A 15,450-nucleotide genomic window follows, 5' to 3' on the forward strand; every position below is an offset into this window, starting at 1 on the left:
ACGTCGACGATGTCGTCGACGTCGAAATAGGCCAATTAGGCGGCGAATTACGGGCTCGCCATTATCTGCCGCGTCAGGTGTTCCGGGTCGGCGCCCGGTGGATAGCGGACCAGCGCGACGAGTCGGTGGGCGCTGTCGCTGTGCTCCGTCCAGACACCGTGGATGGTGACCCCGAATGTGGTGAAGGTGGTCAGGTGGCGGGCCCAGTGAACGGTCGCGTAGCGTCGCAGAGCATTGGGCGACCGCAGGGTATAGATCCTGAGTTGAATCATCAGATCGCCAGCGCTACGCATAGCGCGGTCAGTGCCAGCCCTTGCAAGGTGGCGCGAATGCCGATGATGCGGTCCCACTGTGCTTGCAGCACGCGGACATTCGGCAGCACCTGCCCGGTGTCGGCGGCTTCGGTCAGTTGTCGATTGATCGGAGCGCTCACCTTTGCGTAGAAGACAAGCCAGACCAACAGCGCGACCAACGCGACGGCCGCCGCGCCGGCCTGCGCCCAGTGCGCGGTCACCGCAGCCAGCACCGTGGAGACCGCGGTGGCGAGAACCCCGATCGCGCCGGGCACCGGCATGCGTCGGTCGCCGTATCGGTGCACGTTTCCCGTCACCGTGGCCAGAGCGCGGTCGTCGATCCTCGCCAGGGCTGGTCGCAACACGATCGCGCAGAACACGTCGGTGCCATAGACCACTGCGGTGGTCAGCACCGCGATCAGCGCGGCCGTATGGGTGATGAGATCCCAGGCCATGTCGTTCTCCCGTCGGTGGTAAGTGCTAGCAACGCTAACCCCCGACCCGTTCGTCGTCAATAGCAGTGCTAGCGCTCGTAGCGGTGCTATTGTTCGGCATGCCCATCGAGGATCGCCGAGAGCGCGAGCGGGCCGCCCGCAGGCGGCTCATCGTCACCACGGCCCGCAAGGTGGCCGAGGCCGAAGGCTGGGACGCCGTCACCACCCGGCGGCTGTCCACCGAGATCGAATACAGCCAGCCCGTGCTGTACAAGCACTTCGCAGGCATGGGACAACTCGTCGATGCCGTTGCCATCGACGGGTTCGGCGAGCTCGTCGACGTGATTCGGGCCGCCCGATCCTGCCAGGGCGCAGCCGGCACCGCCCTGACCCGAATCGCGCACGCCTATCTCGACTTCGCCCGCGACCACCCTGCCGTCTGTGACGCAATGTTCACCCGCGCGACCACCTTGCGCTTCGCCGCCCACGACGCACCGCCTGAGCTGACAGCGGCCTTCGCCGAGTTGCGCAACGCGGTCGGCCCCTTCGCCGACGAACAGGATGCCGACGCGCTCACCGAGGTGTTGTGGGGTGCGCTGCACGGACTGGTCACTCTCCGCAGTACCGGCCGACTACGCCCTGGCCACGACTCAGAACGTGCCCAGCTGCTCGTCGACCAGCTCACGCCGAAACACAACCCAACGACGACCGGTGCAGGTGTTGAACGAGCTCCGCGCCGCCGCCCCGGTTCCGTGTCCACTACTTGGGGTCAAGGGCCCCCCAGGAGACCGGTGCTTTGATGAGGCTGCCGCCGACCTTCTCGATCTTGATGCGGGTCACGAATCCGGCTGGCGCGTCGGGCGGGGGGAACTGCTCGCTCGACCCGAGCATCGCCTCAGCCAACTCGACGGATAGTTCGGGGGCTCCGCCATCGACGACTCGCGCCGTACCGGTGATCGACAGGTACGGCGTCGGCTGTCCCGCGATCTTGGGGGCGAGAATGGTGACGGCGACCCGCCCGTCGCGGCGGATGTTGCGGGTCTTGCGGTACTCGTTGAGATGAGCGGTCACCAGTTCATCGCCTTCGGGCGCTGACCGCAAGGCCACCCAGACTACCGAGACCTGCGGACTGCCATCGGCATTCAGCGTGACCAGCGTTGCGTCAGCCCCGGGGCCGATCAGTGCGCGGGCGGATCCATCGAGATTCATGTCGTAAGACCTTTCGTGTGGTTTCGCCGCCTAACGGTCGTGCAGACATGCCTGCACGACCTCGGTCGGCTCCGCTGGGTGCGGGGTGAATTTCGTTTCGGCAAGGTCATCACGCATCGAGGACGAGACGGGAAGATCTTGCGCGCGAGACGCAGATCATCATGCTGGCGCCCGCCCGGCGTTCTGGGTCCGCCAGCACCGAGTCGCGGTGGTCGGGCTCGCCGCTGAGAACCGCCGTCTCACAGACGCCGCAGGTGCCTTCCTCGCAGGAGTAGACGATCGGGATGCCCGCCTCCTCTGCCACCTCCATGATCGATCGGTCCGCTGGGATCGTGAGCGTGACACCGCACTTGGCGAATTCGACCTCGAACGCCGTGTTCTCGGCACCAGAGGACACATCCGGGTCTGGGGCGAACCTCTCCATGTGCAGCGCGCCCGGTGGCCACGACGCGCACGCCGCCTCGACTGCGTTGAGCAGCGGGCCTGGTCCGCAGCAGTAGATCGCTGTGTCCGGTGCGGGGGAGGAGAGCAGGCTCGTCACGTCGAGCAGCCCGTGCTCGTCCTCGGGCCGCACACTCACCTGCGGGCCCCATGCCGCGGCGAGCTCGTCGGCGAAGGCCATCGACCCACGGGTACGCCCGCCGTACAGAAGGGTCCAGTCGGACCCGGACGCCTCGGCGGCGTCGATCATCGGGATCATCGGAGTGATGCCGATGCCTCCGGCCACGAACACGTACCGCCGGGACGGAACCAGCGCGAAATGGTTGCGAGGAAGGCTGATTGGCACGTTGTCGCCGGGTTTGAGGCGGTCGACGATGTACGACGACCCCCCGCGGCTGGTTGGCTCGCGGAGGACGGCGACTTCGTAGTGGTCGCGGTCGGCAGGCGAGGAGCACAGCGAGTACTGACGGACCATCATCGGGTGCCCGCCCACGTGCAGGTCGATGTGCGCGCCAGGCTCCCAGGCAGGGAGGGCACCGTTGTCCTGGCGTCCCAGTCTGAGCTGGACGACGCCTTCGGCAACGGTCTCCTTCCGAAGCAGGATCAGGTCGAGTGTCTCGGGGGTTGGCATGGATTCACCTCATCTAGCGGCGTGGCGGCGGTCCCGCACCCTTTGGAAGAAGTCAAGGAGACTGGGCTGATCGATCGCGCCGACGTGAGCCGCAACGGTCGATCCTCTGAGGATGTTCTTGACGGGCACCTCGAGCTTCTTGCCGGTCAACGTGTGCGGGATCCCAGGCGCCTCGATCACTTCGTCCGGGACGTGACGCGGCGAAACCCTGTCGCGCACGGCTGCCTGGATCGTCGCGACCAGTTCTTCGTCGAGGCGATCCCCTTCGGTGAGCGTCACGAACATCGGCATCCAATAGCCACCGTCCGGTTCCTCGACACCGACCACGAGCGCCTCGGTCACCTCCGGCAGGTCCTCGACCGCCTGGCAGATGTCCGCGCTGCCCATGCGGATGCCGTGTCGGTTCAACGTTGCGTCGGACCGACCGTGGATGACGACCGACCCGCGGTCGGTCACTTCGACCCAGTCGCCGTGCCGCCATACCCCGGGGAACTCCTCGAAGTACGCACTGCGGTAACGACTTCCATCGGGGTCGTTCCAGAATCTGATCGGCATCGACGGCATGGGCGTGGTCACCACGAGTTCGCCTACCTCGCCAATCAGCGGCTCGCCATCGGCTGACCAGGCGTGCATGTCGACGCCCAACCAGCGCGCAGCGATCTCACCAGGACGGCTCTGCATCGTCGGCACACCACCGGCGAAGCCACTGACGACATCTGTTCCGCCGCTGGACGAGCTGACGGTCACGTCTGGTCCGAGCTCGTCGGCGGCCCATTGGTGCACGGCCGCGGTGAGCACGGAACCGGTGCAGCCCAGCATCCGTAGTGAGCTGAGGTCGAAGTCGGCGGCGGGGTGCAATTCGGCGTCTCGGGAGACACTCAAATACCCTGGGCTGACTCCAAGGTGGGTGACGCGCCCGCGTTCAGCGACCTCCCACAGCGCACGGGCCGTTGGGGCTCCGTCGAAGCAGTGGACCGTCGCGCCGCAGAGGAGTCCGCCCAGGCGCAGGTTCCACATCATCCAGTTGAGCGTCGTGTACCAGAAGAACTGGTCGCCCGGTCTCATGTCGAAGAGCAGGCGCAGTGTCTTCAGGTGCTCGACGACGACCCCGGCGTGGCTGTGCACGATGCCTTTGGGCGGTCCGGTCGTCCCCGAGCTGAAGAGAACCCACAACGGGTGCTCGGATGGTACCGGCACTGGAAAGTGCTGATGCACGGCTGGTTTCACGGCCACGCCCCACGCGAGTGTGCTGCCGTTCGCCGCATGGCCGTCCCCGACCAGCACGGTGCCACGCAGGCTGGGCAGCCCCTTGCGTACGGCCTCGACGTCGGTTGTCCGGTCGACCCACCGGCCCCGATGGTGGTAGCCGGAGGCCGCAACCAAGCAGGTGGGCTCGAGCTGGGTCATCCGGGCCAGGACTGCGTCCCCGGCTAGGTCGGCGCCACAGCCTGCCCACACCGCGCCGAGGCTCGCGGCAGCGAGAAACGCCACGATCGCCTCGGGACGGTCCGGCAGGTAACCGATCACGCGGTCACCCGCAGTCACTCCCAGGTCGACCAGTGTCGCGGCGAGAGCCCCCACCTGCTCCTCCAACTCAGACCAGGACAGGGTTTGGCTGATCCCCGTCTCGTCGTGACCCACGACGGCCGGACCGGCGCGACGCTGCGCGAACACTTGGGACACGTAGTTGATGCGCCCACCGGGAAACCACCGCGTCGTCGGCATCGCGGCGCCGTCGGTGATCGCGTGGGGCTCGGTCTCCCACGCCAGCTCGCAGTACTGGCCTACCGCGCTCCAAAAAGCCGTGGTGTCTCGGACGGACCACTCCCATAGCTCCTCGTAGGACGCCTCGACCCCAGGCCCGCCGTACGAGCTGGCGAGACGCGTGAAGGCGGCGATCGTCGGCTCCTCCGTCATCTGCGCCCCACGGGTGTCCACGAACGTCGGCGGCGCTGCTGACCCACCCGCGCCTTCGGCAGAGCCGTCGCGTCGACTCCGGCGACGATCGTGTTGGACAACGCCCCGATACCCTCGGCAACCAACGTCACCACGTCGCCCGGCTTCAGTGGGGGGACCTGCACCGTGTCGAGGTGGGCCCAGTACTCAAGCAGGCAGCCCCCGCCGCACGTCCCGGACCCCAGCACGTCACCCGGCTTGAGCTCGGTGCCGCGCGACGCGAACGCGATCATCTCCTCGAAGGACCACGCCATGTTCACGGAGTTGTCACCGCCCGCCGGAAGCGGGACGCCATTGAGCTCCGCATGGAGTTCCAGAGCGAGCCTGCCGTCACGTCGATAGGGCTCGAGCTCGTCGGGGGTGACGATCCATGGTCCGAAGGAGTTGGCGAAGTCCTTGCCCTTCATCGGCCCCATTCCGAACGGGATCACGGGCGCCATCAGGTCACGTGCCGACCAGTCGTTGAAGAGCGTGTACCCAGCGATGTGCTCGCTTGCCTGCTCGGGGGTCAAGTCCCTGCCTGCCTTGCCGATCACCACTGCTAGCTCGAGCTCGAAGTCCAGCAGCTCACAGCCGGGCGGCACTGCCACGGGGTCGCCCGGCCCGAGCACCGCATTGCTGTTGTAGAACAGGAACACCGGCATCTCGTACCAGACCGGATGGGGCTCGGTTGCGTCGAGAATCTTCAAGCTGCCTTCGAGATGCTCCTCGAAGGTCAGGAAGTCCCTGAGGGTCGTGGGTTCGATCGAGGCCCGTAGACGTACGTCCGCCAACGCGAGCGTCGAGCCGTCCTTGCTCCGGTCGGCTATTTCCTGGCGCTCGGCAGGGGAGGCGGAGAGGAGATCCACCAGCTCGACGTCGGCGGTCAGCGGCTGGACGCGGTCGTGTTCCACTAGGCCCAGCCGGGTCGAGCCGTCGACGTCGATCCGTGCGATCTTCATGCGTCCACCCCGAGTTCCAAGGCGGCGATCCGGCCGAACTGCTCCAGTCGATCGGCCCGCGGGCGCGTGGAGTCGAGCTCCTCGTAGACGTTCAAGACGTTGGCGGCGATCCGCCCCCGCTCCGACATGTCGTCGAAAGGTGTCATGTCGATTGAGTCGACGGCCTCCTCGACGGTGAGGCCCGCCTCGAAGCGTGCGGTTGCCTCTGTCGCAACGTGCTCGAGGTACTCGCGGACGCGACGGACACCCTTGCCATCGGTCAACGGCCCGTGGCCGGGTACGACGACCGCAGGTTCGAGGCCGAGGATCTGGTCGCACGCGGCGATGCAGCCCGAGATGGGCCCGGTCCAGACCAGCGGAGCTCCGCCAACGAACACGATGTCTCCGGTGTAGACCACGTTTGCCTCCGGCACATGGATCAGCACGTCCCCGTCGGTATGCGCGGGTCCCACTTCGATGAGTCGCACTTCTCGCCCGCCGATGTCGAGGTCCAGACGTCCGCTGAACGTGCGGTTCGGCGGGGTAGGGACGATCCCCCGGAGGTCGAAGTTTGCTGCGATGGGACGGATGAACTCCCCGATGTGGTCGTGCCTGTGGGGCAGGGCGCCCATCTCGTCGACGTTGTGCTGGGTCATCAGCTCGGCAGCAGCCTTGGACGCAATGATGTCCACCCCGTCTCCGGCGACGAGTTGGTTGCCGAACCAGTGGTCACCGTCGGAGTGTGTGTTGACGAGGGTCAGGATCGGATGATCGGCCGTAAGCGGCGCGTACGCCCCGAGCATCTCCCTGGTGTGGCCGAGGTCGTAAAGCGTGTCCACTAGCAGCGATTCGCCCTCGCCGCATACGAGACCGGTGTTGCTTTCCGCCCAGTGGCCGTCGGGGAAGAGCCATGCGAAGCAGCCGGCGCCGAGGTCGTGGGGGCCCTTGTCGTAGGTCATTTCGTTGCTCCTTCTGCGGGGACGACGCGGACTGGCAGCGTGTCGAACTTGTGCACGGTTTGACTGGGGCTTCTGAGCGCCTCGTCGGTGCGCTCGAATCGGACCACCCTGCGGGTGAGTTCGGTCAGCAGCGACACGACCTCCATCCTGGCGAGGGGCGAGCCGAGGCACACGTGCAGCCCGTTGCCGAATCCCAAATGGGTTCGGGCGTTTTGGCGCGTGACGTCGAGCCGGTGCGGGTCTGCAAACTGTCGAGGATCGCGGTTGGCGGCCGCCAGCATGACGCTGACACGCGCGCCCGCAGGAACCTCGACGCCGCCGATCTCGGCCGCAGCGCGGGTCCTCCGGTAGAAGGTCCTGAACGGGGTGCCGAAGCGCAAGAGCTCCTCGGCGGCGTTCGGGATCAGGTCCGGCTGGCTGCGCAGCAGATCCCACTGGTCAGGGTTGTCGATGAACGCGTTGATTGCGTTGCCGAGAAGTGCGCCGGTCGAGTCGATGCCTGCCAACCAGATCGAGGCCAGGGTCATCAGGCGCTGCGAGCCCTCCTCTTCGAGACCGCCGTCGGTCCCTCCGGAGTCCACGATCAACCGACCAAGGCAGTGGGCGGGCATGTTCGGCAATCCCTCGCCGACGAGCCACGTCAGCGCTTCCATGACCAGCGCGGCGTGTTCCTCGGTCCCGGAGGGCTCCTCACCACGGCTGGTGGCGTCGCTCCAATCGGCCAGGGTCTGCGCGCTTGGCGGGGTGACTCCCGTCAACAGGGTCATCGCCTGGTCGGGCATCGCCTGCGCCAACACCTGGACCGCATCGAATTCGCCCTTCTCGAGCGCATCCTGCGCAATCGTCGCGGCAGCTGCCTCGACACCGGGGCGAAGGGCCTCGATTGCCCTCTTGGAGAAGGAGGGCTGCACGGACCGGCGGATGCGGTCGTGGAGCGGGGGGTCATTCTCGATCAACGGGAACCGCTCGGTCCTGGTCGACGGCACGTCGAAGGTGACCCCGTCGGCAGACACGAACTCGGCATGGTTGCGCAATACGTGGACTGCCTCGGAATGCCCTGGCACCAGCCAGACATCGCGGTGCGGTACGTAGGTGGCCGGGCCGCGTTGGCGCAGTCGGTCGTAATAGGGATATGGATCGAGCTGCGCCTGGGGCGAATACGGGTCTAAGTCGGTCGGCTCTGTCGTGGGCGCTAGATTTGCCATGCCACTCCTTCATCAGGACGGACTTGCACTCGGGTGCATGTGGTCCAGGTCATAGTTGCACTCGGGTGCACTCTTGGTCAAGGCAATGTCGAAATGGAGCGAGGAACATGCCCACTGCGCCGCCGTCGCCCCTGTCGAACCCGCGCGCCTTGAGGACGAGGAAGTCGCTGTTCGACGCCGCCGCGAAGCTCTTCGTCGCGCAGGGTTACCAGGACACGACCATGGCGGAAATCGCTGCGGAGGCCGGCGCCTCCCGCCGGACGGCGTTCAACCACTTCCCAAACAAGGGCGACATCCCGATGCTTTGGGTCAGGCAGATAGCCGACCAGGCCGTCGAGGAAGTCACGAACGCACGCACCGATGACGTCTCGAAGCGCATCCGAGCCTACTTCCGGGTGATCAGCGAGGCCGTGGAGTCAGAACCCGAACTGAGTCGACAAATGATGCTCGGCTGGACCGCCGCGCTCGGACCGGCCCGGTACGAGTCGCAACTGCTGGCGGACGTCACCCCGTTCCTGAAGGACGGTCAAGAGCACGGGAGAATCGATCAGGCCGTGGACGTCGCCGTGGCTGCTCGCGCGCTCAGCGACGTCCTCCAGGGCGCCGTCTTCAGATGGGTTCGGGAACCCGACACCGTGCTTCACGAGAGGGTCGACAGCGCGATCGCGCTCGTGCTTCGCGCAGTGACGACACCGCCTGATCCGCGTCCCGCATGACGCGCACACGTCCAAGTCGCGCGCCCAACACATCGGAGTCGTTGGCGTCCTGACGTGGTTGGCGACTCGGCTGCACGTACCTCGCATCGTCTGGCGCCGTGTGAACGTGTCGAGTGTGGTGTTTGGCGTAACTCGTTGGGCCGCAGGAGATTGCGGCACACGTTCAGCGGGCGCTGCCGCGAGTCCCGCCAGGCGGTGATGGTTGCGGATCAGCGTGCGCGCGCCCAGCGCCGCTGCAGGTACCGCGTCCCCTCGACGCCAGCGCTGACGAGGACGGCCAGCCCGACGCCCACGCCGATCCCCATCAACGTGTTGTCTTGGAACAGCGTGCCACCTGCATAGCCGGCGAGGGCGGTGTATGTGCTCCACGCCGTGCAAGAGACTGCCGTGTAGCCCGCGAATTTGGGCCAACCGAGACGGGTGATGCCCGCGGTGAGCGTGACCAGGTACCGGCCGACCGGGATGAAGCGGGAGGTGATCAGCACATAGCCCGCGCGGGCTTCGAGTTCGGCGCCGAGCCAATCGTGCGCCTTGCGCCGTCTGGTCCCCGGCGGAAGGTGGTCGAGAACGCGATCGGCCATGACACGACCGAGCCCGTAGGGGACCATATCGCCGAGGAAGGCCCCTAGTGCCGTGGCAACGATGACGGCGGGGAGTTGCGTGTCGCCGCTGGCCGCGTAGACGCCTGCGATGACGACGACGGGTTCGCTTGGGATGGCAGGAAGGAACGAGTCGAGCAATGAAACCGAGATCAAGACGACGTACAACCAGGGCGACGAGACCAGGTCTTCGGCGAGCCGCAGCCAGTCGATCATGACGCGCTGCCTTGAGTCTGCCTAGGTTCGCTCAGCGCGCGGACGGCGTTCGGACCGAACGACGTGACTGGACGCCGCGTCACGCCGTCAAGCGCCACCGGCGCCCAACGGCCCGAGTGGGGGATGGACCCGAGTCTCTTGCACATGGTTGACCTACTTCGCTTCTAGGGAGTGCATCCTGAGCGCATGAAGGCCGGTCAGGACGGGGTGATGGCGCGGGCGGCAGCCAGGTCATACACGTCCGGGCATCCTTCCCAGGCGGCGGTACGGATCACCGCCCAGTGGTGAATTGCCCAGTGCTGGTTGGCTCTTCGCAGCTTGAGCTGCCAGTAGCCGCGCATCGTGCAGTAATCGACGACGCCAGCTCGCGCCGGGACATGGTGGTAGGCGACCACGTGCGCACGGCACTCGGCCTCATCGCCCGACAGCGCCACGACGAGGTTGGAGGCGGCGTGGTGGGTGCAGTCGAAACCCGTCAGGCTCTTACGAGCAAGTTCGACCAGGTCGGTGACGGTCATGACCGTCGGGGGCCTGCCGAAGTAGTGGGCCGACAAGTCAAGGGTCAACTCGCTGGTGAACAAGTCTCGCAAGGCATCCCAGTCCCGGTCGTCTTGTGCATGGGCGAGGCCGGCGACGATGTCTGCGATGGCCGCCCGGTCCACCAGGTCTTCCAGCGCGCTCATCCCCGTCCCCCCTGAGCCCCGGCTCCTTTCCAGTCGCGTGGGAGCGGCAGTATCAGAAGGTCCTTCACGCCACGATGGCGTACCCGGTCGTGGCGCAGCGAATGTCCCGTGGCTGCGAGCGCGATACCGTTGGGCGCGTCGATGCAAGAGGTGGGGGTCATCCCGATATGCGATTCGCTGCGGACGCCGTGAGCATCCAGTGGTGGAATGCGGCGTAGTTCCGCGCGAATTCCCTTGGCGTCGGCGCGTGCTCGACCGCGGCGGACAGTCGTGCGACGTGTGCGTATCGCGGCATTCGGTCGGCTTCGTAGGTGGCGAGCGCGGCGGGGACGTCGGCAGGTGCGGTGAGCAGTCGGCCGAGGAGGGCGGCGTCCTCGATGCCCAGCGTCGCGCCCGCAGTGATGTGCGGCGACATCGCGTGGGCCGAGTCGCCTGCCAGCGCGACGTGCGAGGACACCCAATGCGGTAGCGGTGGCACGATCATGATCTGGTTGTGCAGGATCTCCTGCTCGGGAGTCGCGCCGATCAGATCGACCAAGATCTGGTTGCGTCCGTCCTCGCCGAGGTGCGCGGCTCGCTCCAGGACCTGCTGTTTGAGGGTGCCGGTTAGCGCAGGCGTGTTGAATTGGTTCACCAGCCAGTACACGCCGCCGTCGTAGGTGCGTACGTAGCCCCCGCGGCAGCCGTCGGTACCCAGAATCAGCCGATCTTCGGTCACCGCGGTCGCGGGTTCTGGGATGAGCGCGCGCCAGACGTGGTGGCCGGGATGTTCCTGCGCCGCAGCGCCAGGCACCAACTGCGTGCGCACCGACGAGTACACCCCGTCAGCGCCGATGAGTACGTCGACGTCCTCCTCGCTGCCATCGGACAACCGGACCGTGACGTGTTCCTCGTGCTCCTCGTAGGCTTCGAAACCGGTGGCCAGGCAGATGTTCTCCGGTCCGACGGCATAGGCGAGCAGGTCGTTCAGCTTTGCGCGGTGCACCAACAGAAACTCGTGGAACTCGGCCCCAAACTCCGGGGTGTCGAGCAGCTGTCCGGCCGCGTCGTGGAAGTACATCTCGCCGGGTTTGCCGATGGCGCGCACCTGCTGACCGATGTCGAGCTCATCGAAGACCTCCATCGCGTTGTCCCACAGCCCCAAGCCGGTGCCGGCGGCGCGGATCTCCGGAGCGCGCTCGTAGACCTTGACCTCGATGCCGGCGCGACGCAGCGCCAGTCCGCTCGTGAGACCGATGATTCCGGCACCGATCACGGCAGCGCGCATCACTGCTCACTTCCGGCCGTGGTCGGACTTCCGCAACGCGCGCCGCGGTGGCGCCCCGAGTGCGTGTGTGTGTCCATGTGTGCTCCTCTGTGTCGTCGTGCTGTTTCTGACGCTAGAGACGCGGTCCGATTAACTCCAGTGCAATGTTGGTACATAGTCATTGCTCCAGTGATAATCGGGGAATGGACTACGACTTGAACCTCGTCGAGGTGTTGGACGCTCTGCTGTCCGAGAACAGCGTCACGAAGGCCGCGGCGCGCCTGCACATTTCGGCTCCAGCGGTGAGTCGCGCCCTGGCCCGCCTACGACGTGCGTTCGACGACCCCCTCCTCGTGCGGGCCGGACGCGACCTCGTTCCCACACCCCGAGCGCTGGAGTTGCGTGGCGAGGTACATGCAGTCGCGACCCGAGCGCGAGCATTGTTCACCCCGTCGAACGCTGCCGATCCTCGGACCGCAGTGCGCACGCTCGACCTACAGGTGGCGGACATGCTGTCGACGACGTTCATCCCTTCGCTCCTCGATGACCTGCGGGTCGAGGCGCCCGGCATCTCGCTGCGGGTGCGTCCAGAGGGCCTCGAGGACACCTCCGCCCTACGGGACGGACTCGTGGATCTCGAAATCGGGATCATCCGCCAGGGTGATCCCGAAATCCTTTCGGAGACACTGTTCATCGAAACGCTTGTCGGCGCGGTTCGGCCGAAACACCCTCTCGCCAGGGTAAAGACGGTCACGGCGCGGCGGTTTGCCGCAGCGGATCACGTCGTCGTGTCGCGGCGGGGCCGAGCCCACGGCCCGATCGACGAACAACTTGCCGAACTGGGCTTGCGCCGGCGTGTGGTCGCCGTCGTCCCCAGCTTTGCCAGCGCGCTGCACCTGACCCGCGGAACCGACGTCGTCTGCGTAGCCCCGGCCCGACTCGGAGGCCCGATGCTGGAGACACTCGGACTGCGTACGTTCGCGATTCCGCTGACGCTGCCGCACATGACGATCGGCATGGCGTGGCATCCGCGCAACCACCACGACCGCATCCACCAGCTTCTTCGCGAACGCACCCGCCACATCATGGCCACCTCCAGCGGCGCCACACCGCACTGACTGGCCCGCGTCAATCGCCAACCCCGAGTGCGTCATAGACGGCGGCGACATACTGCGCAGCCCGATTGGACCCCAAGATGTCGGTCCCCATCTTGTTCATGACGTAGGTGATGGTGACGCGTCGATCGAGGTCCATGATCGCGATCGATCCGCCCCACCCACCCCAGAACGCGACGCGTCCGGGAGGAATCCACCCCAGCGTGTGCGGATCGGGCAGTGCGTAGCCGATGCCCCACCTCAAGTGCAAGCCGTTGACGAGGTCCTGACCCCGGGATTGTTCGTCGAAGATGAGGTCCAGGGTGTCCGGCTTGAGTAGTCGGCCGTGAATGCCGTGGCCTGCGAGGGCGATTGGCGAGAGCACCCGGGCCAGTGACTGGGCATTGCCGTGCCCGTTGGCTGCACCCAGCTCGGCTGCTCGCCACGCCGGTGTGTTGGCCGCGGCCGCGTGCAACGACGGACCGGTGAAGGTCTTGTAGGCCACGCTGTCACGATCGAGAGTCGTGACATCGAAGTCGACCGTCGGTGCGACGATGTCGGCGACGCGGTCGACATCGACGTCGCGCAGCCCGAGCTGAAAGTCGGCTCCCAGCGGCGAGGCGATGTGATGGGCGACGAACTGCCGCAGCGACAGGCCGGTCAGGCGCTGCACCAGCTCGCCGATCAGATGGCCGTAGGTCAAGACGTGATATCCCGACGCCGAGCCGGGCCGCCACCACGGTGACTGCGCGGCCAGCCGAGCAGCCGCTGCGCGAACGTCATACAAGTCTTCCAACCGCGCGGGATGCTCGAGACCGGATACGCCCGAGGTGTGCGACAGGAGGTGGCGTACTTCGATGTGTTGCTTGTCATTCGAGGCGAACTCCGGCCAATATCGAGCGACCGGGGCGTAGACGTCGAGTTCGCCGGCGTCGACCAGCAAGAGAGCGGCCAGGCTTGTCACGCACTTGGTGATCGACCACACGTTGGTGATCGAATCGCGCTGCCACGGCTGCGTGGATGCCACGTCGCGATGGCCGCCCCAGAGGTCGACGACGCGATCACCGTCGACGTCGACGACCAGCGAGAGGCCGACTTCGGTGCCTTGGAGCAGTTGGTTGGCCACGGCGTCGTATACGGGTTCAAAGGACGCCTTGACGGTGCCACTGAGTTCGGTCATACCCGACAGCCTCAAACCTTGACACCCACGTCAAGGTCAAGCGCTAGTGTCCAGGTGTGCGTATCGGAGAGCTCGCCGCACGAGCAGGTGCCTCGACGCGCCAGGTGCGGTTCTATGAGGCAGAAGGCCTGATCGTCTCATCGCGTGAGTCGAACAACTACCGCGACTACGACGAGACGGCGCTGGGTCGAGTCATGCAGATCAGAGAACTGCTGGACGCGGGCCTGTCGACTCGAGTGATCCGAGCTGTCTTGCCTTGTCTGCAGTCACCGCGCCAGCCGATCGTCTTCGAGGGCGTTACCGACGAGACGGTGGCCACCCTGGAACGTCAACGGGACACACTCACCGAGCGCATCGACGTGCTGACCCGGAATCGTGACGCCGTCACCGCTTATCTTGCTGAGCTTCAAGAGCATCGAATGCGATGACGTGAAGCCGGGTGACCGCAGGCGGCGAAGTGGATCATCTCGTCGAAGATCGCTGTCGGCATCGTGAATGGCGTCATGGAACGACGATGCGGAATTCCGGCGCCTCGGCGCCAACCCCGATCCAGTGAAACTCGCGGTCTGCCACTAGCCCAGATCTACGACGACCTTGCCGAAGGCGCCGGTATCGAGATGGTCCATCGCGGCGGTGAGCTCGGCCAGTGGAAATCGCCGATCGATCACCGGCTTCAAACCGGAGCGGTCGACCGCACGCACCAGGTCTTCAAGAGCGCTTCGGTGTCCAGTGCCAATGCCGTGAATCGTAATGTCCTTGAACAGCATTGGCTCCACCGGCGCCTCCACCTTCCACCCCTCCAGCGCACCGATCTGATAGATGCGCCCACCGACGGCCGCCACCTGGACAGCCTCACCGAGGTGAGGCCCACCGACCAATTCGAGGACGTGATCGGCACCATGATCGCCGGTGACGCCGAGGACGGCGTCAACCCAGTCCTCTCGCCGCCGGTCGATCACGTGGTCGGCCCCGATGGCCTGAGCGCGTGCCAGCTTGTGGGCACTCCCGGAGACGATCACCTCTGCGCCATGCGCCTTGGCGATCTGCAGACCGAACAACGCGACGCCGCCGGTACCCTCTACCAGGACCGTTTCGCCGGCATGCAAATGACCACGCTCAACGAGTGCGAACCACGCCGTCAGTCCAGCGCAGACCAAGGTGCTAGCTTCGGCGAAATCCAGAGTCGTCGGTGCCCTGACCAGCCAATCCTGCGGTAGCGCGACGAAGTCCGCCAACACCCCCGGGTAGAACCCACCGAGCGTCCGGTAGGACGGAGTGCGGGCGTTGCCGGGCCGAAGTCCAGCAATCCAATCAGGGGCCATGGTCGAGATGACGTGGTCGCCGATGTCGAAGCGGGTCACGTCCTCACCCAACGACACCACGGTTCCCGCCAAGTCGGAACCGGGCGTGAAGGGAAAGCCAAGCGGCAACCCTCTCCCGCTTTCGGTCACCATCTTGTCCCGGTAGTTCAGTGCCACCGCTGCAACGTTCACCAGCACCTCGCCGGGTTTCGGCGTTGGTATCGGAACCTCTCTGAGCTGCAGGGAGTTCCGGCCCACATCGTCCATCTCCCAACGCCTCATCGTCGCTGTCATCATCGGCTCCCTTCGGTTCAAGCCGCGGGCGGAGTTAGCCGCGCTCCGCTGCGCCTGCGGCTGTGTTGATGGC

At 66.1% G+C, this 15,450-nt stretch carries 16 protein-coding genes and 1 pseudogene; 4 read left to right on the plus strand and 13 right to left on the minus strand.

Going from position 1 to position 15,450, the window contains the following annotated elements:
• Positions 1-47: 47 nt before the first annotated feature.
• Both ABW137_RS23930 and ABW137_RS23935 read right to left on the minus strand, forming a co-directional pair.
• A complete protein-coding gene (locus tag ABW137_RS23930) occupies positions 48-272 on the minus strand; it encodes an NIPSNAP domain-containing protein (RefSeq protein ID WP_526403943.1) in 225 nt (74 codons plus the stop codon).
• Positions 272-748, minus strand: a complete 477-nt coding sequence (locus tag ABW137_RS23935) for a DUF1772 domain-containing protein (RefSeq protein WP_526403944.1) — start codon at positions 746-748, stop codon at positions 272-274. The genes ABW137_RS23930 and ABW137_RS23935 overlap by 1 nt, the downstream gene beginning before the upstream one ends.
• A 98-nt stretch (positions 749-846) precedes the next feature.
• Here ABW137_RS23935 and ABW137_RS23940 point away from each other — a divergent pair.
• A pseudogene (locus tag ABW137_RS23940) lies at positions 847-1,413 on the plus strand (TetR/AcrR family transcriptional regulator); the annotation flags it as partial.
• A gap of 73 nt (positions 1,414-1,486) precedes the next feature.
• Here the strand turns inward: ABW137_RS23940 and ABW137_RS23945 are convergent.
• The 6 genes from ABW137_RS23945 to ABW137_RS23970 form a co-directional block, all read right to left on the minus strand.
• On the minus strand, positions 1,487-1,936 hold the full coding sequence (locus ABW137_RS23945; RefSeq protein ID WP_526403945.1) for a PPOX class F420-dependent oxidoreductase: 450 nt from the start codon (positions 1,934-1,936) through the stop codon (positions 1,487-1,489).
• Positions 1,937-2,045: 109 nt separating this feature from the next.
• Positions 2,046-3,008: a PDR/VanB family oxidoreductase gene (locus ABW137_RS23950; RefSeq protein ID WP_526403946.1), complete on the minus strand. Its 963-nt coding sequence runs from the start codon at positions 3,006-3,008 to the stop codon at positions 2,046-2,048.
• Between the two features lie 9 nt (positions 3,009-3,017).
• Positions 3,018-4,925 carry an acetoacetate--CoA ligase gene (locus ABW137_RS23955; RefSeq protein ID WP_526403947.1) on the minus strand — a complete coding sequence of 636 codons (1,908 nt, stop codon included), beginning with the start codon at positions 4,923-4,925 and terminating at the stop codon, positions 3,018-3,020.
• On the minus strand, positions 4,922-5,905 hold the full coding sequence (locus tag ABW137_RS23960; protein ID WP_526403948.1) for a fumarylacetoacetate hydrolase family protein: 984 nt from the start codon (positions 5,903-5,905) through the stop codon (positions 4,922-4,924). The genes ABW137_RS23955 and ABW137_RS23960 overlap by 4 nt, the downstream gene beginning before the upstream one ends.
• Entirely contained in the window at positions 5,902-6,843 is a 942-nt protein-coding gene (locus ABW137_RS23965) for an MBL fold metallo-hydrolase (RefSeq protein ID WP_526403949.1), read from the minus strand. Before ABW137_RS23965 ends, ABW137_RS23960 begins: the two co-directional genes overlap by 4 nt.
• Positions 6,840-8,048 (minus strand): cytochrome P450, encoded by a 1,209-nt coding sequence (locus ABW137_RS23970; protein WP_526403950.1) that lies wholly within the window; start codon positions 8,046-8,048, stop codon positions 6,840-6,842. Before ABW137_RS23970 ends, ABW137_RS23965 begins: the two co-directional genes overlap by 4 nt.
• Before the next feature lie 107 nt (positions 8,049-8,155).
• On the opposite strand from ABW137_RS23970, the gene ABW137_RS23975 reads away from it, so the two are divergent.
• On the plus strand, positions 8,156-8,764 hold the full coding sequence (locus ABW137_RS23975; RefSeq protein ID WP_526403951.1) for a TetR/AcrR family transcriptional regulator: 609 nt from the start codon (positions 8,156-8,158) through the stop codon (positions 8,762-8,764).
• A gap of 209 nt (positions 8,765-8,973) precedes the next feature.
• Here ABW137_RS23975 and ABW137_RS23980 read toward each other — a convergent pair whose 3' ends face one another.
• The 3 genes from ABW137_RS23980 to ABW137_RS23990 form a co-directional block, all read right to left on the minus strand.
• Positions 8,974-9,579, minus strand: a complete 606-nt coding sequence (locus ABW137_RS23980; RefSeq protein WP_526403952.1) for a VTT domain-containing protein — start codon at positions 9,577-9,579, stop codon at positions 8,974-8,976.
• Between the two features lie 197 nt (positions 9,580-9,776).
• Complete coding sequence (locus ABW137_RS23985) at positions 9,777-10,262, minus strand: nuclear transport factor 2 family protein (RefSeq protein ID WP_526403953.1); 486 nt, start codon at positions 10,260-10,262, stop codon at positions 9,777-9,779.
• Between the two features lie 157 nt (positions 10,263-10,419).
• The gene (locus ABW137_RS23990) at positions 10,420-11,529 is read right to left on the minus strand and encodes an FAD-dependent oxidoreductase (protein WP_526403954.1); all 1,110 of its coding nucleotides are present in this window, start codon (positions 11,527-11,529) and stop codon (positions 10,420-10,422) included.
• Positions 11,530-11,711: 182 nt separating this feature from the next.
• On the opposite strand from ABW137_RS23990, the gene ABW137_RS23995 reads away from it, so the two are divergent.
• Positions 11,712-12,626, plus strand: coding sequence for a LysR substrate-binding domain-containing protein (locus ABW137_RS23995; protein ID WP_526403955.1), 915 nt, complete (start codon positions 11,712-11,714; stop codon positions 12,624-12,626).
• 10 nt (positions 12,627-12,636) lie between these two features.
• Here ABW137_RS23995 and ABW137_RS24000 read toward each other — a convergent pair whose 3' ends face one another.
• Positions 12,637-13,782 (minus strand): serine hydrolase domain-containing protein, encoded by a 1,146-nt coding sequence (locus ABW137_RS24000; RefSeq protein ID WP_526403956.1) that lies wholly within the window; start codon positions 13,780-13,782, stop codon positions 12,637-12,639.
• 56 nt (positions 13,783-13,838) lie between these two features.
• Between ABW137_RS24000 and ABW137_RS24005 the strand changes: the two genes are divergently transcribed.
• Positions 13,839-14,210, plus strand: coding sequence for a MerR family transcriptional regulator (locus tag ABW137_RS24005; protein ID WP_526403957.1), 372 nt, complete (start codon positions 13,839-13,841; stop codon positions 14,208-14,210).
• 144 nt (positions 14,211-14,354) lie between these two features.
• Here ABW137_RS24005 and ABW137_RS24010 read toward each other — a convergent pair whose 3' ends face one another.
• A complete protein-coding gene (locus ABW137_RS24010; RefSeq protein ID WP_526403958.1) occupies positions 14,355-15,377 on the minus strand; it encodes a zinc-dependent alcohol dehydrogenase family protein in 1,023 nt (340 codons plus the stop codon).
• Positions 15,378-15,450: the final 73 nt, after the last annotated feature.

Origin of the sequence: Mycobacterium sp. (assembly GCF_040509115.1) — a bacterium.
Taxonomy (GTDB): domain Bacteria; phylum Actinomycetota; class Actinomycetes; order Mycobacteriales; family Mycobacteriaceae; genus Mycobacterium.